Raw genomic sequence first — 23,916 nt, forward strand, 5'->3', positions numbered from 1 at the left:
TTGAAAATTTTAAGACTTGCTATTAAGGATTTTTTCACACTTCAATTTTTGAAATTTGCCTTAATTCCACTTACTTTTAGTTTTATTTTGATGATATTTTTGGCAATTTTTGGTTTTTCTTTTTTGCTTGATTATTTTAATTCTTTATTTAGTGTTGGAGAAGACTCGTTTTGGGCATGGTTTTACGCTCTTCATTTTGTTCAAATTTTAATTACGCTTATAAGTGTTTTATTTTCGGGCTTTGTTATAATTTTTGCTTCAGTTTTCCTAGCCCTTTTTATCACCTCTTTTCTTACTCCTCTCATTGTAAAACAAATCAATAACAAATACTATCATCACGAAGTACAAAACATCTCAAATATGTATATAATTTTTGAAATTTTCAAAATATTTTTAAAATTTATAGGAATTTTTTTACTTTGCACCTTGGCTTTGTTTTTGCCTTTTATCAATCTTTTTGTGTATTATCTTGCTTTTTATTATCTTTTTCACAAGCTTTTAATGCTTGATATAACAAGTTCGGTTTTAGATAAAGAAAATTTTAAAATTTTTAACGCTCAAGCATCTACCTTTGAATTTAAATTCAGCACTTTATGTTTTTACTTGCTCTCATCTATCCCGCTTTTAGGAATTTTTTTGCAAGTATTTTTTGTGATTTTTTTAACACATTTAGCTTATCAAAGAATTTTAAAATTAGAAGTTAAGGGATGAAATATCGATTTTGTGATTGTATAAATAAGCTCTTAAAAGTCTTGGTATTTTAGCGATTCTGCAAGCTTCTTTAAATTCTTTTGGCAATTTTTGACAAGTTTCATATTTAAAAACGATAGCCTTTTCATCCTTATACACGATGCCTATTTTTCCACCTAAAACACAATCGCCCTTCAAAAACTCTTTTCTTTGTGCTGCGCTTAAAAGCAAACCTTTCATTTTTACAGCCTTAGCAATCAAACTTTCATTTTTAGGACAAATCATAAGACCTTGAATTTCTTTTATAGACTCCAAATCATAGAGTTTTTTTCTATCCTCATCAAGATAAAAAAAACTTCTTTTTAAACCTTGATGAAATTTACTCACAAAGGCATTGGAAAAATTTTTTCTTATATAATTTCTAAAATATTTTTCATTCTCATTACTCTCATCTTGAAAATAAAAAATATCATTCTCTTTTAAATAACTTAAAATTTCATCCTTACTCATAAAAAGCAAAGGGCGTAAAAGTGTATAATTTGAGCGCTTTTCACACTCTTGCATGCCTAAAATTTCAGCCAAACCTGCCCCACGAGAAAGCTGCATTAAAAACCACTCCAATTGATCATTGAGATGATGAGCTAAGATAAGATTGCTATAATTTTGCTCAAGACAAATTTTTTCAAAGAAATCATAACGAAAATCCCTAGCTTCTTTTTCAAAATTCCCCTTTATCACAGGAGCACTTTTTATAAAAATTTTTTTATGAAATTCCAAGGCAAGCTCCTTGGCTTTTTGCTCTTCTAAATCGCTATTTTTTCGTGTTTTATAATTAATCATCACAAGATCAAAATTAATCTTTTTTTGTACTAAAAAATGAAAAAGCGCACTAGAATCACTTCCATAAGAAAAAGCAAGTAAATTTTGTCCTTTTTTTAAAAAGGATAGAATTTCATCTTTAATTTGCATCTATTTTTCTTAAAGCCTTGGCTATGAGCTTTTTATCAACATTTTGAATGATTTCGCATTCATAAATTTGTCCCATTTCCAAATTCCCACATTCGCTTTCATTGATAAGAATTTCTCCATCAATCTCTCTATCCCATCTTAAATCTTTAGCTGCGATAAAAAACTCACCCTCGCTACTCTCACCTGTACAAACAACTAAGCGCTTTTTTCCCACTTCTTTTTCAAAACTTTTTTCTATGACTTCATCTACAATTTTTTCTATGATTTTAAGCCTTTTATTGATCACTTTAAAAGGCACTTGCTCCATATCAAAAGCAGCTGTATCTTCTTCTTTAGAATACGCAAAAACACTCACTCTATCAAAACCAAAATCTTTGATAAATTCACAAAGCTCCTCAAAATCCGCATCACTTTCACCTGGGTGCCCTACGATAAAACCCGTACGCAAAAAGCTATCAGGTGCACTTTTCATCAAATTTAACATTTCTTTAAGTCTTGTGCTATTTGCTCCGCGTTTCATAATCTTAAGCATATTGTCGCTAATGTGTTGCAAAGGCATATCAAAATAATTTACAAAAATTTTAGAAGCTATAATGCGCTTGATCAAAGCCTCACTCGCACTTGTAGGATAAAGATATAAAATTCTAGCCGCTTTAATACCCTCGATCTTTTCTACCTCATCAATCAAACGTATAAGCCCATCTTTTTCACCCTTATCAAACAAATAAGAACTCGTATCTTGTGCGATAAAAGAAAAATCCTTATAACCCCTAGCCACCAAATCTTTAAGCTCAGCTATAATGCTACTTATCTCGCGAGATTTTAACTTGCCTTTAAAACTTGGGATAGCACAAAAAGAGCATTTTTGATTACAACCTTCGGCGATTTTTATAAAAGCATGGGAATTTGAACCTGTGATAATACGTTTGGAATTTTCACTTTGCAAATAAGTCGAATTTGAAAATAAATTTGTTTTTTTAAGTATCATTTCATCGATTCTTTCATAATCACCCACACCTGTGAAAAGATCAACCTCAGGAAGTTCTTTCATAAGTTCTTCGCGGTAACGCTGCATCAAACAACCCGTAACCACCAAAAGAGAATCTTTTTTTCTTTGTTCGTGCAAATCCAAAATCGCATTAATACTTTCTTTTTTTGCGCTATCGATAAAACCACAGGTATTTACGATTAAAACATCAGCTTTGCTTGGTTCATCGCAAAGTTCATAAGCACTAAGGCGCCCTAGCATGATCTCACTATCGACTAAATTTTTATTACAACCTAAAGACATAAGATAAAGTTTTGACATTTTTTTCCTATATTAAAGTTTTCTTTTGATATAATTTTTGACTTTAAAAATATAATTATAGCAAAGAAATTTTATGGATAATTACGAATTTAGCGAACTTTTAAAAACTTTAAAAAACAAAGTCGGCAACATAGCCTCCATCATCAAGCCTGAAAATATCCAAACAAGGCTTAAAGAAATCGAAGAGCTTGAAAATTCTCCTTCTTTTTGGAGCGATGTAAAACAAGCAGGGATCATAGGCAAAGAAAAAACCAAAATCACCAATCTACTTAAAAACTATGAAAATGCTTTTAATGCCCTAAATGACGCAAGCGAACTTTTTGATCTGGCTAATAGCGAAAACGATACAGAAACGCTTGAAGCTTTATTTAATGACGCACCAAAACTTGAAGATACCATCACAAGTCTTGAAATTTCCATGCTTTTAAGCGGGGAAAATGATGGTAAAAATGCCATTGTTTCCATTCACCCAGGTGCAGGTGGAACGGAAAGTAATGACTGGGCAAGCATACTTTATAGAATGTATTTAAGATTTTGCGAAAGAGAAGGTTTTAAAGTCGAAACTTTAGACTTTCAAGAAGGTGAAGAAGCAGGACTTAAAGATGTGAGCTTTTTAGTTAAAGGCGAAAATGCTTATGGGTATTTAAAAGCTGAAAATGGTATCCATCGTTTGGTAAGAACTTCTCCTTTTGATAGTGCAGGACGCCGTCATACAAGCTTTTCAAGTGTTATGGTAAGCCCTGAACTTGATGATGATATAGAAATAGAAATCGAAGAAAAAGATATAAGAATAGATTATTACAGAGCAAGCGGTGCAGGCGGACAACATGTCAATAAAACAGAATCAGCTGTGAGAATCACACATTTTCCAACCGGCATAGTTGTACAATGCCAAAATGACAGAAGTCAGCACAAAAACAAAGCCACCGCTTTTAAAATGCTAAAATCTCGCCTTTATGAACTTGAACTCATGAAACAACAAGATAGTGCTAATGCCGGAGAAAAAAGCGAGATAGGCTGGGGGCATCAAATCCGCTCTTATGTACTTTTCCCTTATCAGCAAGTCAAAGACAATCGCAGCGGAGAAGCTTTTTCTCAAGTGGATAATATCCTTGATGGAGATATCAAAAAAATGATAGAAGGCGTTTTAATTGCCTTAAAAGCGGAGTAACAGGCTTAAAAATAAGTAATTTCTGCAAAGTGTCGGTATAAAAAGAATTAGAAAGATAGCGGGAATTTCCCGCTTGTTTTATTATCTTGCATAAAACCTAAAAGCATCATTCACAGAACAATAAATTCTTTTCTTAAAGTCTTTATCGCAATAAACACTCACAACTTTATAGTCTTTTTTATCGTTTGGATTTAATAAGAAAACATAGTTTGAGTATGGAGTTTTATCTATTTCTAAATCACGCTTCATTTCTTTGATTTTACCTTCTGGATCTTTAAAATCACTAATTGCTCTGACTGAAGTATAATCATAAAGCTTATAATTTGGATATTTTTTCATAATCTCTTGATTGCCTAAATCAAACATAGCTTGATCGTTGCCATTGTTTTTTAACTCGACTAAATCTCCATCGCCACAACCTATAATCAAAGTCATAGCTCCTAAAGCCAAAGCACTTGTTAAAATCTTTTTCATTATTTTTGCTCCTAGTTTTAAAATTAAATTAATATAACTATACCTAAATTTAAAATTTAAATATCATTTTTGCAATAAATTCTAAAGTAAAAATCACATAAAATTTAACTCATAATTATTTCACTCAAACAAATTTTTATGCAAAATTTCTTCTAAAACCACAGTAGCATAAGAGCCTTTTTGCAAGAAAAACTCTATACAAAAATGAGCTTTTTCTTCATCATAACGCCATTTTAACTCTTCTAAATATCCCCACATAAAGCGTCTTGAACCTTGCATTTTAGCCTTAAACTCCAAAGTATCTTTAAAAATTTCATTTTCTAAATTTAAGGCCAAACCTTCTCCTGTTTCATAAGCCTTAGCACCGATTAAAAGCCCCATGGCGCTTATATCTCTTGCCTTAAAACGCCCAAGCTCAGCACTTAAATCCTCGCATAAAAAACACTTTCCAAAAGGATAATGCCCCAAAACCTCACCTTTTAAAAGCTTAAAAAATTGTTCTTGTTTTTTAAGTTCCTTAGCTTCTTCTTTAGAAATTTTATAAATTTGGATCAATTCTTTTTCGCTAAAATCATTTGCAAAATGTGATAACTCCACTCTTTTACTCAAATAGCGATTAAAAAGCTCACTTTGAAAAGCTGAAATTAAAAACTCTTTCATTTTTACATTTTTCATCTTTTTGCCACGCAAAATTTCAAGCCCTTCTTTATAATTATCCCCAAATTTTCCAAAACGCTGATAACCAAAATAATTCGTAAAACCTTGCTTATCCAAATTCATCAAAGCTTGTTCTAGTTTTAAAGCATCGCTTGGTAAAACTTTTTTTAAGCGTATGAAAAAAGTATTTCCTTTTAAATGCCCTATTCTTAGCTTGTTTTCATGGATAAAAGTTTCTAAAATTTTAAGTTTAGGATGAGAAAAATTTGACAAAAAACTCTCAAATTTTTTAGGCATAGAAAGGTATTGAAAGGTTGATCCTTGCTTATCTTTAAGCCCTGCATAACCAAAATCTCTTATTTTAACCCCGCTTGTTTCGCTTAAAATTTTTAAAGCTTCATTTGTGGTTAAATCTTTTTTATTGATATGTAAAATAAGATGTTCACCCTTACCGCTAAATTCATACAAAGGCCTTTCACGCACTACAAAATCATCGCTATTTTTACTAAAATACGCATTAATAGGACTGTGTTTTAAACTATACAAAGGCTTAAAAATGGTGTTCTCTTCCTCTAAATTCATATTTTCCTTTCACTGCTTTTCCAAAGATATTTAATTTCACGCCGTGTTTTTTGGCTATTGTTTTTATATTTTGACGCTCTTTTTCATCAAAAGCAAACAAAATTTCATATTCTTCTCCGCTATAAAGCGTATAATCATCAAGCTTTTTAAACCAAGAAATACCGCATTTATTTAAGGCTAAAAGTCTTGATAAATCTTTGCTTAAACCATCTGAAATATCCATAGCACAAGAAATTAAAGGTGCGACTTCATAAAAAAAACTAGCTCTTAATTTTGGCTTTATAAATACATGGTTTGGTTTTAAAGTGCCCCCATTTTGTAAAATTTCAAGCCCTTTTAAACTTCGTCCTAATTTTCCCGTATAAGCAAGTAAATGCCCCTTTTTTAAACCTTTTCTAAAAACAGCTTTATCGTTAATCTTTGAAATGATAGTAAGACTAATGTCTATTTTATCATTGCTTATAGTATCACCGCCTATGATTTTTATATTAAATTTCCTAGCTGTTTTTAAAAAACCTTTTTGCAAGGCTTTGATCTCATTTTCGCTTAAATTTTTTGGTAAAGCAAGTCCTAAAAGTGCGTATTTTGGTACAGCATTCATTGAAATAGCATCTGAGATATTAACAAGCATTGCTTTTGTAGCAATTTGCTCTAAGCTAAACCACTCTCTTTTAAAATGCACATTTTCAAAAAACAAATCCTTACTAAAACACCAATCATCAATAATAGCTCCATCATCGCCATTTTTTTCATTTAAAAAAGCTTTGATAATAAAATCTTCTTTGTTCATAATGCGTGATTTTATAAAATTTCCTTTTAAATTCTAGTGAATTTTAGAAAAATTTTATATAATATAAAAATATTTAAGGAAAAACCATGAAAAAATTAGAATTAAGAATTTTTAGATTTGATAAAACCAAGGATTATGAGGCTTATTATAAACCTTATATTTATGATAATTATGAAAATTTTGCAAGTTTTTATGATCTGCTTTTGCAAGTTCAAGATGATGATATTTATTTTGATTTTGATAAAGATGAAGATACTTACATAGTTGTAAATAAGCAAATCATACCACTTTTTACACCTTTAGAAAAAATAGCAAAAGAATTTGATTTTAGTCTTTGTATCGAGCCTTTAAGCACAAAAAGAGCCATTAAAGATCTTATCATCGATAAAAATGATTTTTTAGACAAATACAAATATCTTGAAAAATTTGGTAATGAAGAGGATAAAAAACTTTATGCAAAATATGATTATTTATATTATGCAAGTGAAATTTTAGACTATCTTCCTGAATATATGGGCGATGGAGTGTTTTATTTGGCTTCAAAAATGATAGAAAAATATCCTGAAAAAAAGATAGAAATTTTAAAAACTCTAGCAGATAAAGAAAAGGGTATTTTTTATCATCTTGAAAGCAAAAATGAAATTTTAGAAACAACGATCAAAAACCTACAAAATGAAATTTTAAATTTAGGGCTTTTTGATAAAAATATTTTACACTTTGATTTACCTAAAACCAATGCTTTTGATAATGAGATCAAAGAACTTAAAGAAATTAAACATAATTTTAAAGATTTTAATATAGCTTTTTATGGTTTTAATGCTTGCGATACTTTAAAATCCAAACTTAAGGCTAAATTTATTTCCTATGAAAACAGTATAAAAAATAATGGCTTTAGCTTGCTTAATCTAAATCCTACGCTAAGCTATAAAATAGCCGCAGATATTGTTTTGGACGCTTATGATAGCGGGGCTGATTTTATGGTAGTAAAAGAAGAAAAAGATTTTTATCTTTTTGATACTTGTGCTAAAAAACTTATGCAAACAAGTGGAAGGGAATTTGAAGACTTTTATATTTTGAGCCGTTTTGAGTTTTTAGCCCTTATCGAAGGCATACAAGCTCCATCATTAAAAAATCACACTTTAAAGGTTAGTTTGATATGAAAATCTCTTTAGAATGCAAAGATCTCATCATAGAAAAAACTTTAGAACTTTTTTTAAAAGATCATTTGGTAATGAAAAAAAATTGTGATTTCATCATTAGCGATGAAAAAATTCATACCGCAAAACCCTTATTTATCATCTCTAAAAACTCTCCATTTTTAAGCATACCATTTAGCAAAGAAGCCTTGTTTGAGTCTTTAAATGAATTTGATAATGCCTTAAAAGCAGCAGCTTTGCAACTTGCACTTGAACAAAAACGACTGCTTGAAGAAAAAATTGACGCTATTGCTTTGGAATTTAAAAAAGATTATGAAAATAAAATCGATCTTGCCATAAAAGATCTTAAAAACAAACTCGTAAAAGCACTTAATGATGAATGATGAATTTATAAGCGTTAAAGACTTTTTTAATCACAATGAAAAAAGAAAAAAATTTCTTCAAAAACAAGAAATTAAACCTCCTAAAGAAAAAACAAAAAAAACTAAAGAAATAAAGCTTTATACAAATATAGAAAGTGGTAAATACAAAGGGAAAAAACTACTTTTACCTAGTCTTACAACAACAAGAAGTACTAAAAGCATAGTCAAAAGTTGTGTTTTTAATGTAATAAGAGAAGATTTAAGAAGTAAAATTTTCATTGAAGCCTTTGGAGGAAGTGCTTTAATGGCGGCTGAAGCACTAAGTAATCATGCTTTAAAAGCTTATGCTATAGAACTTGATGCAAAAGCTTATAAAATTGCTTTAGAAAATGCTAAAAATATAGATCCAAATTTAGAAGTGATCCATGCAAATACTTTTGAAATTTTACCTAAACTCATAGAAAATTCAAAAAATGAAATCATATTATATCTTGACCCACCTTTTGATACCAGAGAAGGTTTTAGCGATATTTATGAAAAAATTTATCATTTTTTAGAAAATTTAGATTTAAAGACTTTAAATTTAATCATTTTTGAACACCACTCAACCATAAAAACTCCCGAAAAAATCCAAAATTTTCAAAAAGTCAAAGAAAAGAAATTTGGATCAACTAGCTTAAGTTTTTACTCTTCTTAACTCACTTGGAACACTTTTTGCTTGATCTATCATCAACAATAGATTAAAGGAAGAATCCATGAGAGTTTTAACGATATTTTTACTCTTTATGACAAGCATTTTTGCAGTGCAAATCAAGGATGTAGCAAACACTGTAGGTGTAAGAGATAACCAACTTATAGGTTATGGACTTGTTGTAGGGCTTAATGGAAGCGGCGATGGAACAAGCTCTAAATTTACACTACAATCTATCTCAAACCTTTTGCAAGGTATGAATATCAAAGTAGATCCTAATGATATCAAATCAAAAAATACCGCAGCTGTTATGGTTACAGCCAAACTTCCAGCCTTTGCAAAAAGCGGAGATAAACTTGATATTACCGTTTCATCTATGGGTGATGCAAAATCTTTACAAGGTGGAACACTTTTACTAACTGCACTTCGTGGGATTGATGGTGAAATTTATGCTATAGCACAAGGCTCTATCTCAACAGGAGGTTTAACACCTAGACCAGGAGGAGCAGGTTCTCACTCAACTGCTGCAACTGTAATGGGCGGAGCTAATGTAGAAAGAGAAATTCCACAAAATTTTAGCCAAAACAATGATCTAACCTTAAGTTTAAAAGTAGCGGATTTTAAAACCGCAAACGATATAGAAAGAGTTTTAAATACTGTCTTTGGCGAAGAAGTAGCTAAAGCCATCGACTCTCGTACAGTAAAACTCAAAAAACCTGAAGATCTTTCAAATGTTGATTTTATGGCAAGAGTTTTAGAACAAGATATAGCTTATAAACCACAAAGCAAAGTTATCATCGATGAAAGAACAGGAACAGTGATTGCTGGAGTTGATGTAGAGGTAGAACCTGTTTTAATCACTCATAAAGATATCACTATAAAAATAGATCCAAACAATAACGCAGTAGCTAATCAAAATGAAATCGATATGAAAGATGGTGGTTTTGTAGATCCAAGTTCAAATACCTTAAGAATCAACAATGCCAAAAGCACAGTTGCAAATATAGCTAGAATGCTTAACAAACTTGGAGCAACCCCAAATGACATTATCGCTATTATGGAAAATTTAAAGCGCGCAGGTGCAATTAACGCGGATTTGGAGATCATCTAATGAAAGTGGATAATTTTTTAAATACTTATAGTATGAATAGCGCTTTACTTGATCGTGCAGCCAAAGCAAGAAGTTTAGAATCAAGCATCAAAATAAATGACAGTGATATAGTTACAAAGAGCAAAGAAGATGAAGCCTTAAAAGAACAAACGGATGCTTTTGAGGCATTTTTTTTAAAGCAAGTTTTAGATGTATCTTTAAAAAGTCAAAATTCACTCTTTGGAAAAGATGCCAGCGATGAAATATACTCTTCCATGTATAATGATACCATGAGTAAAGCTTTAAGTGGAGGTATGGGTTTTTCAAAATTATTATACGATTTTTTAAAAGAAAGGGGTTAAGTTTTTTAAATTTAGGTCGATATGGTTTGTAGAGGATTATAACTAAGATCAAGGAGGCAGAAATGATCAATCCTATACAACAAAGTTATGTGGCAAATACCGCATTAAATACAAATAGAATAGATAAAGAAACTAAAACAAACGATACTCAAAAAACGGAAAATGATAAAGCGAGTAAAATCGCAGAGCAGATTAAAAACGGTACTTATAAAATCGATACAAAAGCTACGGCTGCTGCGATTGCTGACTCTTTAATCTAAAAACTTTCATTCTCCTTTTTTTGAGAGAGAGAAAAGGAGAAAATATGCTTAAACAAAGACTTGATGAAGTAAATGCTATCTTAGCAAAACTTATTGCTTTAACCGAAGAAGATATAGAAAATATCAAAGTGGCTAAACATGAGAGTGTAACGCCAAGTGTAGAAGAAAAAAACAAACTTATCGCGGAATTTATTACAGCTAAAAAACAACTTGATGTTGCCTTAGTTGAGCTAAATAATAGCTCTACAAAAGGGCTTAGTGAACTCTTAGATGATGAAGATAAACAAAAACTAGATCTACTTAAAAAAAATCTTCAAAACCTTCATAGTAAAAACAAAGAGTATGCTAAATTTGTTCTTATTGTCAAAGATTTTCTTGATGGCTTAGTAAATAAAATGTTTAATATCAATGATGGAACAAATAATGCTTATGGAGATAAAAAGACAAATCCAGAGTCAATTTTCAAGATCAATGTATAAGGATTTATAATGGGTATTTTTGGAACATTATACACAGGTGTTACAGGCTTAAAGGCAAGCGAAGTTCAAATCGCAACAACTGGAAATAATATCTCAAATGCTAATGCAACTTTTTATACACGCCAAAGAGTGGTGCAAACTACAAATGGATATATTACAACAGGTGGAGTTCAAGTAGGTACAGGAACTGCTGTAGAAAGTATAGTGCGTTTGCATGATGAGTATTCTTACTATAAATTAAAAGGTGCATCTACTCAACTAGAATATACTAAATATATGGCTTCCACTTTACAAGAAATTGCGCAGCGTTTTCCCGACTTACAAAATACTGGAATTTTGCAAGATTTAGAAAATTATAACAAAGCTTGGAATGATTTTGCATCTAACCCCAACGAAAATGCCACAAAAATAGCCCTTGTAAAAGCTTCTCAGACCTTAACAGAAAGCGTTAATAACACTTTTGCAACCTTAGATAAAATCCAAAAAAAAGTAAATGATGATATTAAAAATACAGTTGATGAGATTAATAGAATTGGCGAAGAAATTGCTACTATAAATAAACAAATTTATGGACAAGAAGCCTTACCAACAGAACATGCAAATGAACTTAGAGATAGAAGAGATGAGCTTGAGCTTACTCTTTCAAAGCTAGTTAGTGCAGTTGCAAGCAAAAATGAAATCAATCAAGACAATCGCCTTGATACAACCATCACTGATCCAGGACATCAATACAATCTAAGTATAGAAGGTTTTAGTATAGTAGATGGGATAAATTTTCATCCTTTAAAGCTTGATTATGATGATAAAAATAAATCTTATAGCATTTATTATGAAACTCCTGATGAAAAAGTTCGCGATCTTACTGCAAAGATTAGCGGTGGACAGCTTGGTGCTCAACTTGACTTACGCGGTAGAAACTATAGCAAAAGCGAAGGAAAATATGAAGATGGAATTATCCAAGGTTATATGGATTCTTTAGATACTTTTGCTAAGACCATGATCAATGAAACTAACAATCTTTATGCAAGTTCTGCGAAAAGTTCTGTTACTTCTGATTATCTATCTGGGCTTAAGGGAGATATTCCTTTAGTTAATTACGATAGAACCATACAACCAGGAAGTTTTGATATAGTCATTTATGATGATAAAGGCGATAAAAAACTCACCAAAACCATCACCATAGATGTAAATACAACCATGAATGATATCATGCGTCAAATCAATGCTAACACAGATGATAATAACGACCATAATGCAAATAATGATGTTGATGATCATATCAATGCAAGTTTTAGCTACGATGCAAAAACTGGAGATGGTTTATTTCAAATCAATGCAAAATCAGGTTTTAAGGTAGCCATTGAAGATAAGGGCACAAATTTCGCAGGTGCGTTTAGCATAGGAGGATTTTTTAGCGGAACTGATGCAAGTAATATGAAAGTAAAAGATTCCATCTTAAATGATCCAAGCACAGTAAGAGCAAGTTTAAGTGGGGTTGATAGTGGAAATGACATGGCAAATAAAATCATCCAACTTCAATATGAAAAAGTTAATTTTTATAATGAAGATGGCACTATCGATAATCTTACCATGGAAGAATATTACCGCAAACTTACAGGTAAAATAGCCTCAGATGGTGAAAATAACAATGTCGTCAATTCAAGCAATGAAACTCTTTATAATTCTGTTTATAGCGAGTACCAATCTAAAAGTGGCGTAAATACAAATGAAGAATTAGCCGCCCTTATACAATATCAATCAAGTTACGGTGCAGCAGCAAAAATCGTCTCTACCGTAGATCAAATGCTTGATACCTTACTAGGGCTTAAATCTTAAGCTCTAGCGGTATCTAGTGAAAAATTTTACTCCACTTAAAAACAAACTTGATTCTTTGGTCGAAGAAAAAAATACCAACAAAGCTCTTTTTGAAAGTCCTGATCCTTTGCAAGTTGCTAAATTTCATAATGATGAATTTATCGCTTTACTTTGTGCTTTATTTGCTTATGGGAATGCTAAAAATATAGTCAATTTTTTAAAAAAACTTGATTTTTCTTTGCTTGATTTAAGCCAAAAACAAATTCAAAAAGAACTTAAAAATTTAAAATATCGCTTTCAAAATGAAAAGGATATACAAGAAATTTTTCTCACTTTTGCAAGGCTTAAAAATGAAATTTCACTCCATGAACTTTTTAGTACAGCCTATCAAAAAAGAGAAAATACCACCGATGCAATCCTAGCTTTTTTGCAAAAAATCAAGACTTTAAATTCGTATTCGAGTTATGGTTATGATTTTTTCTTTGGTAAAATTTGGCAAAATACCCCTACTTCACCTCTTAAGCGTTATAATATGTATCTAAGATGGATGGTTAGAAAAGATGAGCTTGATCTTGGACTTTTTACCAAAATTCACACCAAAGATCTTTTAATCCCTCTTGATACACATACACATAAAATTTCCTTGACTTTAGGTCTTCTAAAGCGTAAAATATACGACTATAAAAGCGTTTTAGAACTCACGCATAATTTAAAAAGATTGGATGCAAATGATCCTATAAAATATGACTTTGCGCTTTATCGTTTGGGGCAAAATAAAGAACTTAGCAAACTAAAGGAGTAAAAATGGGCTTTGAACATCTAGATACGATTTATTATTTTGTATTGTTTTTTGTAGCTCTTTTTGCAGGATTTATTGATTCTATTGTGGGTGGAGGTGGGCTTATCACACTTCCTGCGCTTATAGCCTGTGGAATTCCTGCACATCTTTCTTTGGCAACCAATAAACTCCAAAGTGTCTTTGGCTCTTTTACAGCGACTTTAACTTATTTTAAATCAACCACTCTACCTCATCTTGCTTATGGTATTTTTTTCACAGCCTTAGGCGCAGCCATAGGAAGTTACAGCGTGCTTTTTGTAAAAGATGAGCATTTAAAACTTATCATTTTGATTTTCTTAACTTTGACTTTTTTATACACTGCTTTGCGTCCTAGTTTGGGTAAACACGAGAGTGAAGCAAAGATAAAAAATATCAAATTTTTTCATTTAATTTGTGGTTTAACTTTGGGTTTTTATGATGGTTTTTTAGGGCCTGGGACGGGTTCATTTTGGATTTTTGCTTGCGTAATGCTACTGGGTTTTAATATGAAAAAAGCAAGTATTAATACAAAAATTCTAAATTTCACCAGCAATGTCGTTGCTCTTTTTATCTTTTTGTGGCAATATGAACTTTTATGGATAGTAGGTTTGCTTATGGGTGTAGGACAAATTTTAGGGGCCTATCTTGGTTCAAAATTAGTACTTAAAACCAATGGCAAATTTATAAAAACCTTGTTTTTAATCGTCGTAGGTGCTACTATCATCAAGGTTGCTTGGGATTATTTTTCTTAAAAATTTACTCCTGAGCTAAGTTCCCATATAGGTAAAAAAATTCCAAGTGCTAAAAACAATACTAAAATCGCAACCCATAAAGTCATTATAGGTTCTAAAAAGCTTAAAAACTTGTCCATTAAATTTTCACTTTTGTTTTTATAATATTTCGCAATCTCCTCGCTCAAAAACTCAAGCTTAGAACTTTTCATAGCTATACTCAACATAGAAAAAACCAAAGGATCAAAAAGATCTACTTTTTTAAAGGCGTGACTTATTTCAAGGCCAGAATCCATAAATGTTCTAATTTTTTGATAATACAATAATACCTTTTTATTATTTAAGGCCAAAGTGGCTAATTTAAAAGCTTCCAAAAGAGAAATGCCGCTTTTTAAAAGTAAAGAGAAAATCATAAAAAAAGAATAATTTTGCTGATAAATAATAAATTTAGACAACAAAGGGAGTTTTAAAAGCAAGCTATCACAAAAATATGAAAAGAAATAATATTTTCTATACAAAAATAAAGTAAGAAATAAAATAAGTGCGATCAAACAAAACACAAGCAAAATATACTTATCCAAAAAATTATAAATATAAATTATAAGCTCGGTTATAAAGGGTAAGGCTAAATTTAAATCCTCAAATAAATCTTTAAAATTAGGCACAACAAAAAGCATGAGTAAAACAAAAGCCGCGCACACACTTAAAAAAACAATCAAAGGATATCTTAAAGCTTTTTTGACTCTTTGTTCATTTTCTACATTATTTTGTCTTAATCTTGAAATTTGCATGAAAATTTCACTTAATTTTCCTGTGTTTTGGGAAGTTTTAATAAGGGCTAATTCCGCATGAGTAAGTCCAAAATTTGCATTTTCAAAAGCAAGGCTTAAATTTTGTCCTAAATTTAAATTATCGCAAAGCTTGGCAATCATCTTGTGAGAATATATTTTATCAAGCTCCTTTAAAGCATCTTTTATGCTGATTCCTACTTCGCAAAGCAAAGATAATTCTTGAAAGAAAAGGATAAATCTTGCATCATCTAATCTTTTAAAACTTGCTTTTTGTATCTCTTTGATATTTAAAATTTCCCATTTTTTAGCGATAGCTTTTGCTTGAGCTTCGTTTAAATTTTTAGCCCTTAAATGCTTTGTCTGTTTTGTTTTGCCTTTAATCTCGAGCTCATAAAGCTTCATTAAGTACCCTTAAAAGCTCATCTATGCTAGTTATACCCTCTTTTGCTTTTTGCAAACCTTGCTCAAACATACTTTGAAAACCCTTTACTTTAGCAAGCTCTAGAATTTTATTTTTATAACCACCCTCTCTAATAACTTGAGCTATTTCCTCATCGATATATAAACACTCACTGATGAGTTCTCTACCTTGATATCCACTATGATGACAATACTCGCAGCCTTTAGCTTCAAAAAAATCACCTTTTATTTCATAAACCTTAGTGCTTTTTTGCTTGCATTTAGGACAAAGCTTGCGCACTAAACGCTGGGCAATGACAAGCCTTAAAGCAGAAGCGATCAAATAAGGCTTTGCACTCATGTCAATTAATCTATCTATGGTAGAAATGGCATTATTTGTATGCAAAGTACTTAAAAGCAAGTGCCCCGTTAAGGAAGCCTTAATCGCTATATCAAGGCTCTCCTCATCTCTGATTTCTCCTACCATGATAATATCAGGATCTTGTCTTAAAATGGCTCTTAGGGCATTATTAAATTCAAGTCCTGCTTTTGGATTTAGCAAAATTTGCTGAATTAAAGGCATTTTATATTCTATAGGATCTTCCACAGAAATTATTTTCTTTTCTATGCTTTTTAGCTCATTTAAACAAGCATATAAACTTGTACTTTTTCCACTTCCTGTAGGACCTGTTAGTAAAATCATTCCATAAGGGTTGTATAGGGCTTTTTTTAGAATTGTAAGATTTTTTTCGCCCAAATTTAAATTTTCTAAATCCAAAATTTCTTCGTTGTGTTTTAAAATTCTTATCACAATGCTTTCGCCATTTTGCAAAGGCAAAGATGAAATCCTAAAATCATATCTATTTTCTTTGATTTTAAGCTCAAAATTTCCATCTTGAGCCTTTCTTGATTCTGCAACATTAAGCTGCGATAAAAATTTAATATGAAAAACCAAAGCCTCATAAATATCTTTTTCAAGACAAGCAAATTCGCGTAAAATTCCATCTACTCTAAATCTTATCAAAGTATCATTTTCTCTTGCTTCTATATGTATATCGCTAGGATTAAATTCAAGAATTTCATCGAGTATAAAATCAAAAATTTGACTGATACAACTTTGCTCATCTTGACTTCTATTTTCTTTCCATTCTAATCTAAGATTGGTGCTTAAATTTTTAAGTTTTTCTCTAACTTGAAGTTTATATAAAAATTTCATAATCTTAAATTCGCTTGCGATCAAAACTTCTATATTCTTAACTTCATAAAAAATTCTAATCTCATCTAAAAGCTCTAAAGAACAAGGTTTGGAGCTTGCTATATGAAGTGTATTTTCTTTACTTAAAATGGGCAAGATTTTAAATTTAAAAAGAAAACTACATGGAAATTTTTCACCCAAACTAAGATCAAGTTCCTCTAAAGTAGAATAAGAAATATTTTTATCACTAGCCAAAGCTTTTAGAAAAATTTCACTATCGATTTTATGCTCACGATCAATTTGCTCAAGGGTGATTTTACCATTAATATAATCTTCAAATAAAAATCGCTCAATCATCTATTTCCTTATCAAATTCAATCAAGCCATAATAACTTACATAAGTATCCAAAGCTTGCTTAGCCTCCTCATCTTTTCCTAAAGCTTGTTTAGCCTTGGCAAATAAAACCCATGAGTCTGAATTTTTTCTATCGATGTCATTAGCTTTTAAAGACCAAAAAATAGACTTTTCATAATCTTTGTTTTCATAATACTGAGTAGCTAAATTCATGGCTTTTTGATAGCTTGGATTTTGGTAAAAACTCCTTTTTAAATCACTTATATTTAAAATCTTAGAATAAATATCAATTTGAGTTTTCAACTCCTCTTCTAACTCATCTTTGCTTTCATCTTTGGATAATCTTTCTTGTAAAATTTTATTTTTTTCATTTGCAATTTGCGCTTGTGTAATTTGCCAATTGAGTGTTTTTTTATATTCTAAAGCTAAGGCCTTTTGTTTGTAAAAATCTTGCACCATAAAAAAGCTTATAAGCATGCATGCTATCAAAATGGCAAAGATAAATAAAAACTTAAAATATTTTTTCAATAAATATCTTTTATATTTATCCTCAAGCTCGCGCACTCTTTCTTCTATATTCATTTTAAAAATCCCTGCTCTAATGCGCTTAGTCTTAAAATATAATCTTGACTTTTTTTATTGTTTAAATAGGTGTTTAATTCGCAAAAACTTTGAAGTATCTTGTCTAAATACCTTAAATTTCCTTGATAAATTTTCATAAGAAATTTTAAAGATTTTTGGGGAAAGTCTTGATTAAATTTCATTTTGATATAATTGCTTAATTCATTTATATCAGGTTTTTGAAGCCAAAAAATAGCACTAAAACGACTTTTAAAATACTCCTCTTCAAAAAGATTGATTTTTTTATGCGAGCTAAGCACAAAACTCATTTCATCGCTATAAATCCGAATTAGTTCTAATACATTAGGACTATACATCCCCACTTCATCTAGTATGATAATTTTTCGTTTTTTATCTTGTATAAAATGATGAAAATCTTTTTCATCTGTAAAAATTTCATTGGTAAAATCTTCATTATGATATAGCGCAAGTCTTTGCAATAAAACACTTTTCCCACTACCGCTTTTACCCCAAAGTAAAATCAAAGCTTTATTTTTTAATAAGGCATTGATTTGATCAAAACATTCTTGTCTAAAAGCAATTATATTATTCATTGTACTTAAATCCTAACTCCCTAAGACTAGGTATATGTGTATTATCTACTATGCTTGGGGTGATGATAAAAACAATTTCTGTGATATTGGAATTTTCATCTTCACTTCTAAATAAAGAACCCAAAATAGGAATTTTAGATAAAAAATTAACAGAATTATCATTTTGTGAGCGATTATGAGAGATAAGTCCGCCCAAAATTAAAGTTTGATTATTTTCTACTTGCACCACACTTGAAAGCTTTTTTTGAATTGTATCAGGCGCGATAGTGCGGGGTTCTTTTTGTCTTTTATTGTCCTCTGGGTATTTAAAGTCGCTTAGACTTGGATTGATCCTAAGCATGATTTTTCCATCATCAGAAATTTCGGGCAAAATATTAAGCAAAATTCCTATGAAAATAGAATAATTACTATAACTCTCACTTACAGTTGTGCCATTTTCAGTACCTTTAGAGCTTTCTTTTACTTGATAATTCACAGTATCGCCTATGGAAATAATGGCTTGTTGATTGTTTAAAGCCATTAATTTAGGATTAGATAAAACACTGGTTTTTCCACTTTGAGATAAAAAATTGACAATGGAATCAAAATTCAAATTCGCTCTTAAACCCAAATTTTTAACAAAACCTTGACCATTTTGTATTTGCATAAAAGAATTTGTATTATCGCTTGTTTGAGAATTTAATCCTATATTGAAATTTTGCCAATTGATCCCACTAGAATGATTTTTATTAAGATTTACAGCAAGTATACTCACATCTATAATAACTTGTTTTTTAAGACGACTTTCAAGCTTTTGTAAATAAGCTTTTACGCGTTGAAGCTGAGAATGCGTTCCAGTAACGATAACAAGCCCAGCATTTGGATTGACTATAGGTGCTTTTATATCATAGTTTTCATGTGAGGAGCTAAGCAAAATCATAATCTCTTTTTCTATATTTTGCCAAAAGTCAAATTTTTCCATACTTTTAATCATATTATCTTCATTATCTTCAAAAGCGCTATAATACTCACTTTGCCTTGGCTTAGAATCCACCGAAGCCTTGGTTATGCTTTGTCCTTCTCTAACTGAAGTAATATAGTTGATTTTAAAAATTCTAGTTTGCAAAGCAGAAATTTTTAAAATCTTGCCATCAAATTTATAAGCTAGGTCCTGTTCTTCTATAAAAAGTTTAAAAATTTCATCTAAACTCATTTGGTGGATATTGATACTGCTTTGAATGGCTTTTAGTTTTTCCTTAGCAATTGTATCTTTAATTACCACGCTAAAAGAGCAATAACTAGCAAGTTCTTTTAGGCTTTCTTCTATGCTTAGATCTTCATTGATATTTATATCAAATAAGCGTTTTTGGCATTCCATGGCATAAATAAGATTGGTAAAAAATAGAATTTTAATAAATATTAATCTTATCATTGTTTTTAAACGCTATTTTAAAATCCAAAGTATCATATCTTAAAATAATTTCTTTTGTAGTAATATCAGTAATCACGGCCTCCCCTATCTTATCACCCTTTTTATACCATTTATTATCAATCTTTACTCTATCAAGCATAATAGCAATAATTTTTATGTCTTTGATTTTTTCAAAAGTAGGATTAAAGAATGGATTTTGAAGATTTCCAAGCTCTACATTCTGCTTGGTGTTTAAAATCTTAAAATATTCTTCAAAATCCTCATATGATAACAAAGTGCAAAAGCACAATGTTATACTTAAAAAATATTTTATCAGCTCTCAACCTCATCGCTAAAATCAGCCATAGCAATTCTTTTAAGCTGTCTATAACGGCGTTGTGCATCTTTTTTATTGCGCTCAAATAATTCTTTTGCATGCTCTGGATTTGATTTTTTCAAAGAATTATAACGCACCTCATTCATTAAAAAGCTTTCATAAAGATCCCAATCAGGCTCTTTTCCTACCATAGTTAAAGGATTTTTGCCTTGTTCTTCTAGTCTTGGATCAAAAGTATAAAGAGGCCAATAACCGCATTTTGTAGCAAGTTCACCTTGCTCGCCTGAATATCCAAGCCCACCCTTGATACCATGAGCGATACAAGGAGAATAGCATATAATCAAAGAAGGACCATCATAAGCTTCAGCTGCCATAATAGCTTTGATTAAATGGCTATAATTTGCCGTAGAATTAACTTGTGCTACAAAAATATAACCATAAGTCATAGCAATCTGACCCAAATCTTTTTTCTGTATAGGTTTTCCTGCTGCGGCAAATTGCGCAACTGCACCTGTTCTTGAAGATTTTGAACTTTGGCCCCCTGTATTAGAATACACTTCTGTATCAAGTACTAAAATATTTACATTTTCACCACTTGCTAAAACATGATCAAGCCCGCCATAACCTATATCATAAGCCCAGCCATCACCACCAAAAATCCAATGAGATTTTTTACTTAAAAAATGTTTTAAATTTAAAATATCCTGAACAGCTTTAATATCAGTATTTTGCTCTAAAATAGGTATCATCTTATCTTTGATTTCTACCGATTCTGCACCTTTGTCTTTATTAGCAATCCATTCTTTAAACAATGCTGCTAAAGCATTAGGTACTTTTTGCATATTTTCATTCATAATATTTTCAATGCGATATCTTGTATTTTCAGTTGCAATTTTCATACCCAAACCAAATTCGGCATTATCTTCAAACAATGAATTCCCCCAAGCAGGGCCATGTCCATTTTTCACGCTTTTTCTATAAGGAGTAGAAGGAGCTGAACCTCCATAAATCGAACTACATCCCGTAGCATTAGCGATAATCATTCTTTCACCAAATAATCTAGTAATCAAAGTAATATAAGGAGTTTCACCACAACCTGGACATGCTCCATGGAATTCAAATAAAGGTTGAGCAAACTGAGCCCCTTTGGTGCTTTCTTTATTTAAAATATCATCTTTGTAAGTAATTTCTTTAAATAAATAATCTGCATTTTCTTGCTCACCAAAATCCATTTCTTCTTGAAGAGGAACCATAACCAAAGATTTTTCCTTAGTAGGACACTCATGCACACAAAGCTCACAGCCCGTACAATCAAGTGGAGAAACCTGAATTTTGAAGCTCAATTTTTCACCTTTAGTACCCTTAGCTTCTAAAGCGTGATCTTTTACTCCTCTTGGAGCTTTAGCCATTTCTTCATCATTGATTAAAAATGGTCTAATAACCGCGTGCGGACATACAGAAGCACATTGATTACATTGGATACAATTAGCCTCTATCCATCTTGGTACCATTACCCCAACGCCGCGTTTTTCGTATTCGGTCGTTCCATGCTCAAAGCTTCCATCTTCATAACCTAAGAAAGTAGATACAGGTAATTCATCTCCTTTTGCTGCATTCATAGGTTTAACGATCTTTTCAACAAATTCAGTACCCTTGTAAGCATTGATTTGTTCTTTTTCTTTGATTTCTAAATTTTTCCAACTTGGATCAACTTCTACTTTTACAAGTCCATCTGCTCCTACATCAATAGCTTTGTAATTCATCTCTACAATAGCATCGCCTTTTTTGCTATAAGACTTATAAGCTAATTCTTTCATATATTTTTGAGCATCTTCATAAGGAATGATTTTTGCAAGTTTGAAAAAGGCAGATTGCATAATAGTATTTGTGCGATTTCCAAGTCCTATATCACGAGCAAGTTTTGTAGCATTGATAATATAAAAATTCACTTCTTTTTCAGCCAAAGTCTTCTTAACTGCATCTGGAAGTTGTCTTATAGTTTCTTCAGCATTCCAAATACTATTTAAAAGGAAAGTTCCTCCTTTTCGGATTCCTGCTAAAACATCATAAATTTCAAGATAAGCCGCTACCGAACAAGCGATGAAATGTGGAGTTGAAACAAGATAGGTTGAGCGGATTGGTTTTTTAGAAAATCTTAAATGGCTTCTTGTATAGCCCCCTGATTTTTTAGAATCATAAGCAAAATACGCTTGTGCATAAAAGTCTGTTTTATCTCCGATGATTTTAATAGAATTTTTATTAGCACCCACAGTACCATCTGCACCTAGCCCATAAAATAAACATTCTATAGCGCTTTCATCTCCTAGTGAAATTTTTTCACCTGTTTGCAAAGAAGTATGAGTAACATCATCGATAATACCCACTGTAAAACCATCTTTTGGATTATCAAGTTTAAGATTTTCAAATACCGCTATCATTTGTGCAGGATCAACATCTTTAGAAGAAAGTCCATATCTTCCTCCTACGATAATAGGAGCATTTTCTTTGCCATAGAAAGCTGATTTAATATCAAGATATAAAGGCTCTCCAAGACTTCCTGGCTCTTTAGTTCTATCTAAAACAGCTATTTTTTTCACAGATTTTGGCATAACATCAAAGAAATATTTTAAACTAAAAGGACGATATAAATAAACCTTTACAATCCCTACTTTTTCACCCTTAGAATTAAGATGATCAACAACCTCTTCAAGGGTTTGAGTCACAGAACCCATAGCTATAACAATTCTTTCAGGTTCTTTGTGTCCATAATAAGTAAATGGCTTATATTCTCTACCTGTGATTTTTGAAATTTCTTGCATATATTCATTTACAACATCTGGTAAAGCATCATAAAAACGATTGCTTACTTCTCTTGTTTGAAAATAAATATCATCATTTTGTGCTGTTCCACGTGTTTTAGGGTTTTCAGGATTTAAAGCACTATTTCTAAATTCAAGCAAAGCTTTGCGATCTAACAATCTATCAAAATGCTCATAATCCATTACTTCAACTTTTTGAATTTCATGCGAAGTTCTAAAACCATCAAAGAAATGCAAAAATGGCACTCTTCCTTTAATCGCACATAAATGTGCAACTCCAGCTAAATCCATAGTTTCTTGCACAGAATGCGAACAAAGCATAGCAAAACCAATTTGTCTTGCAGCATAAATATCTTGATGATCACCAAAGATAGATAAAGCTTGCGCTGCTAAAGAACGCGCTGCCACATGGATTACACAGGGGAGTAATTGCCCTGCAATTTTATACATATTTGGAATTTTTAGTAATAAACCTTGAGAAGCTGTATAAGTTGTGGTTAAAGCTCCTGTTTGCAGTGATCCATGCACAGTACCTGCTGCACCTGCCTCACTTTGCATTTCAACGATTTTTACTGGAACACCAAAAAGATTTTTTTTACCCGCAGCTGCCCACATATCAGTATAATCAGCCATAGGAGAGCTGGGTGTAATAGGATAAATACCGGCTACTTCAGTAAAGGCGTATGCAGCATATGCAGCGGCCTCATTTCCATCCATAGTTTTCATAATTTTACCCATAGAAACCTTCCTTTTATTATTAATTGATAATTTTTATAATTTTTTAGCTATCAATTTACTATAAATTCTCTTAAAAGGCGTTTAACAAAAACTTGAAGTTAGTTTAATCATTTTTTATATATAAAACCGATTTATAGGCACTTGGAAATACCATAGAATAGCGTTTTAACTCATCTTCATCTCCATATAATTAGATTCAGTATTATACAAGGAGTTAATAAATATGCGGCAAGGTATTCTTAAATAAACTGTCAATTTGATAGTGGGAACAAAAAGTAGCAGTCCCGTTTCACTTTTAATATGGGGCTTAG

Annotated in this window: 23 protein-coding genes and 2 pseudogenes; 12 read left to right on the top strand and 13 right to left on the bottom strand. The window is 31.2% G+C overall.

Going from position 1 to position 23,916, the window contains the following annotated elements; translation table 11 throughout:
* Entirely contained in the window at positions 1 to 711 is a 711-nt protein-coding gene (locus tag KAR67_RS06545; RefSeq protein ID WP_002788466.1) for an EI24 domain-containing protein, read from the top strand.
* Here the strand turns inward: KAR67_RS06545 and tilS are convergent.
* Positions 694 to 1,659, bottom strand: coding sequence for a tRNA lysidine(34) synthetase TilS (gene tilS, locus KAR67_RS06550; RefSeq protein WP_170876423.1), 966 nt, complete (start codon positions 1,657 to 1,659; stop codon positions 694 to 696). The genes KAR67_RS06545 and tilS overlap by 18 nt on opposite strands.
* Positions 1,649 to 2,968: a 30S ribosomal protein S12 methylthiotransferase RimO gene (rimO, locus tag KAR67_RS06555; protein ID WP_052779582.1), complete on the bottom strand. Its 1,320-nt coding sequence runs from the start codon at positions 2,966 to 2,968 to the stop codon at positions 1,649 to 1,651. The genes tilS and rimO overlap by 11 nt, the downstream gene beginning before the upstream one ends.
* A 73-nt stretch (positions 2,969 to 3,041) precedes the next feature.
* On the opposite strand from rimO, the gene prfB reads away from it, so the two are divergent.
* Complete coding sequence (gene prfB, locus KAR67_RS06560; RefSeq protein ID WP_002867022.1) at positions 3,042 to 4,139, top strand: peptide chain release factor 2; 1,098 nt, start codon at positions 3,042 to 3,044, stop codon at positions 4,137 to 4,139.
* A 162-nt stretch (positions 4,140 to 4,301) separates the two neighbouring features.
* Here the strand turns inward: prfB and KAR67_RS06565 are convergent.
* The 3 genes and pseudogenes from KAR67_RS06565 to KAR67_RS06575 all read right to left on the bottom strand — a co-directional run.
* A pseudogene (locus tag KAR67_RS06565) lies at positions 4,302 to 4,613 on the bottom strand (hypothetical protein); the annotation flags it as partial.
* 120 nt (positions 4,614 to 4,733) lie between these two features.
* Entirely contained in the window at positions 4,734 to 5,852 is a 1,119-nt protein-coding gene (truD, locus tag KAR67_RS06570) for a tRNA pseudouridine(13) synthase TruD (protein WP_002779255.1), read from the bottom strand.
* Positions 5,821 to 6,642: a thiamine-phosphate kinase gene (locus KAR67_RS06575; RefSeq protein ID WP_012006780.1), complete on the bottom strand. Its 822-nt coding sequence runs from the start codon at positions 6,640 to 6,642 to the stop codon at positions 5,821 to 5,823. Before KAR67_RS06575 ends, truD begins: the two co-directional genes overlap by 32 nt.
* A gap of 86 nt (positions 6,643 to 6,728) precedes the next feature.
* Between KAR67_RS06575 and KAR67_RS06580 the strand changes: the two genes are divergently transcribed.
* The 10 genes from KAR67_RS06580 to KAR67_RS06625 all read left to right on the top strand — a co-directional run bounded on the left by KAR67_RS06580 (position 6,729) and on the right by KAR67_RS06625 (position 14,427).
* Entirely contained in the window at positions 6,729 to 7,802 is a 1,074-nt protein-coding gene (locus KAR67_RS06580) for a DUF5644 domain-containing protein (RefSeq protein WP_002867027.1), read from the top strand.
* Entirely contained in the window at positions 7,799 to 8,182 is a 384-nt protein-coding gene (locus KAR67_RS06585) for a hypothetical protein (protein WP_002826012.1), read from the top strand. Before KAR67_RS06580 ends, KAR67_RS06585 begins: the two co-directional genes overlap by 4 nt.
* Positions 8,175 to 8,858, top strand: a complete 684-nt coding sequence (rsmD, locus tag KAR67_RS06590; RefSeq protein WP_192801074.1) for a 16S rRNA (guanine(966)-N(2))-methyltransferase RsmD — start codon at positions 8,175 to 8,177, stop codon at positions 8,856 to 8,858. Before KAR67_RS06585 ends, rsmD begins: the two co-directional genes overlap by 8 nt.
* A 58-nt stretch (positions 8,859 to 8,916) precedes the next feature.
* Positions 8,917 to 9,963, top strand: coding sequence for a flagellar basal body P-ring protein FlgI (locus tag KAR67_RS06595; RefSeq protein ID WP_002826014.1), 1,047 nt, complete (start codon positions 8,917 to 8,919; stop codon positions 9,961 to 9,963).
* On the top strand, positions 9,963 to 10,304 hold the full coding sequence (locus KAR67_RS06600; protein WP_192801075.1) for a hypothetical protein: 342 nt from the start codon (positions 9,963 to 9,965) through the stop codon (positions 10,302 to 10,304). Before KAR67_RS06595 ends, KAR67_RS06600 begins: the two co-directional genes overlap by 1 nt.
* A 62-nt stretch (positions 10,305 to 10,366) precedes the next feature.
* Positions 10,367 to 10,564: a flagellar biosynthesis anti-sigma factor FlgM gene (flgM, locus tag KAR67_RS06605; RefSeq protein ID WP_002779262.1), complete on the top strand. Its 198-nt coding sequence runs from the start codon at positions 10,367 to 10,369 to the stop codon at positions 10,562 to 10,564.
* Between the two features lie 44 nt (positions 10,565 to 10,608).
* Positions 10,609 to 11,043, top strand: coding sequence for a flagellar protein FlgN (locus KAR67_RS06610; RefSeq protein ID WP_002826016.1), 435 nt, complete (start codon positions 10,609 to 10,611; stop codon positions 11,041 to 11,043).
* Between the two features lie 9 nt (positions 11,044 to 11,052).
* The gene (gene flgK, locus KAR67_RS06615) at positions 11,053 to 12,879 is read left to right on the top strand and encodes a flagellar hook-associated protein FlgK (protein ID WP_002867029.1); all 1,827 of its coding nucleotides are present in this window, start codon (positions 11,053 to 11,055) and stop codon (positions 12,877 to 12,879) included.
* A gap of 16 nt (positions 12,880 to 12,895) precedes the next feature.
* Complete coding sequence (locus KAR67_RS06620; protein ID WP_002781156.1) at positions 12,896 to 13,660, top strand: TIGR02757 family protein; 765 nt, start codon at positions 12,896 to 12,898, stop codon at positions 13,658 to 13,660.
* Positions 13,661 to 13,662: 2 nt separating this feature from the next.
* Positions 13,663 to 14,427, top strand: a complete 765-nt coding sequence (locus KAR67_RS06625; RefSeq protein ID WP_002781157.1) for a TSUP family transporter — start codon at positions 13,663 to 13,665, stop codon at positions 14,425 to 14,427.
* On the opposite strand, the gene KAR67_RS06630 is transcribed toward KAR67_RS06625, so the two are convergent.
* From KAR67_RS06630 to KAR67_RS06665, 8 genes and pseudogenes are all read right to left on the bottom strand, one after another.
* Complete coding sequence (locus KAR67_RS06630; protein WP_002842963.1) at positions 14,424 to 15,599, bottom strand: type II secretion system F family protein; 1,176 nt, start codon at positions 15,597 to 15,599, stop codon at positions 14,424 to 14,426. The two genes, KAR67_RS06625 and KAR67_RS06630, sit on opposite strands and share 4 nt — an antisense overlap.
* On the bottom strand, positions 15,586 to 17,148 hold the full coding sequence (locus KAR67_RS06635; RefSeq protein ID WP_002779312.1) for a GspE/PulE family protein: 1,563 nt from the start codon (positions 17,146 to 17,148) through the stop codon (positions 15,586 to 15,588). The genes KAR67_RS06630 and KAR67_RS06635 overlap by 14 nt, the downstream gene beginning before the upstream one ends.
* Positions 17,141 to 17,728 carry a CDC27 family protein gene (locus KAR67_RS06640; protein WP_002810825.1) on the bottom strand — a complete coding sequence of 196 codons (588 nt, stop codon included), beginning with the start codon at positions 17,726 to 17,728 and terminating at the stop codon, positions 17,141 to 17,143. The genes KAR67_RS06635 and KAR67_RS06640 overlap by 8 nt, the downstream gene beginning before the upstream one ends.
* Positions 17,725 to 18,321, bottom strand: coding sequence for an ATP-binding protein (locus tag KAR67_RS06645; protein ID WP_002779314.1), 597 nt, complete (start codon positions 18,319 to 18,321; stop codon positions 17,725 to 17,727). The genes KAR67_RS06640 and KAR67_RS06645 overlap by 4 nt, the downstream gene beginning before the upstream one ends.
* Positions 18,314 to 19,732: a pilus (MSHA type) biogenesis protein MshL gene (gene mshL, locus KAR67_RS06650; RefSeq protein ID WP_002779315.1), complete on the bottom strand. Its 1,419-nt coding sequence runs from the start codon at positions 19,730 to 19,732 to the stop codon at positions 18,314 to 18,316. The genes KAR67_RS06645 and mshL overlap by 8 nt, the downstream gene beginning before the upstream one ends.
* Complete coding sequence (locus tag KAR67_RS06655; RefSeq protein ID WP_002779316.1) at positions 19,710 to 20,021, bottom strand: hypothetical protein; 312 nt, start codon at positions 20,019 to 20,021, stop codon at positions 19,710 to 19,712. Before KAR67_RS06655 ends, mshL begins: the two co-directional genes overlap by 23 nt.
* Positions 20,022 to 20,044: 23 nt before the next feature.
* A complete protein-coding gene (gene nifJ, locus KAR67_RS06660; RefSeq protein WP_002779317.1) occupies positions 20,045 to 23,605 on the bottom strand; it encodes a pyruvate:ferredoxin (flavodoxin) oxidoreductase in 3,561 nt (1,186 codons plus the stop codon).
* Between the two features lie 103 nt (positions 23,606 to 23,708).
* Positions 23,709 to 23,792 (bottom strand): annotated as a pseudogene (locus KAR67_RS06665) (HAD family hydrolase); the annotation flags it as partial.
* Between the last annotated feature and the right edge of the window lie 124 nt (positions 23,793 to 23,916).

This window comes from Campylobacter sp. JH32 (assembly GCF_017846535.1).
GTDB lineage: Bacteria > Campylobacterota > Campylobacteria > Campylobacterales > Campylobacteraceae > Campylobacter_D > Campylobacter_D coli.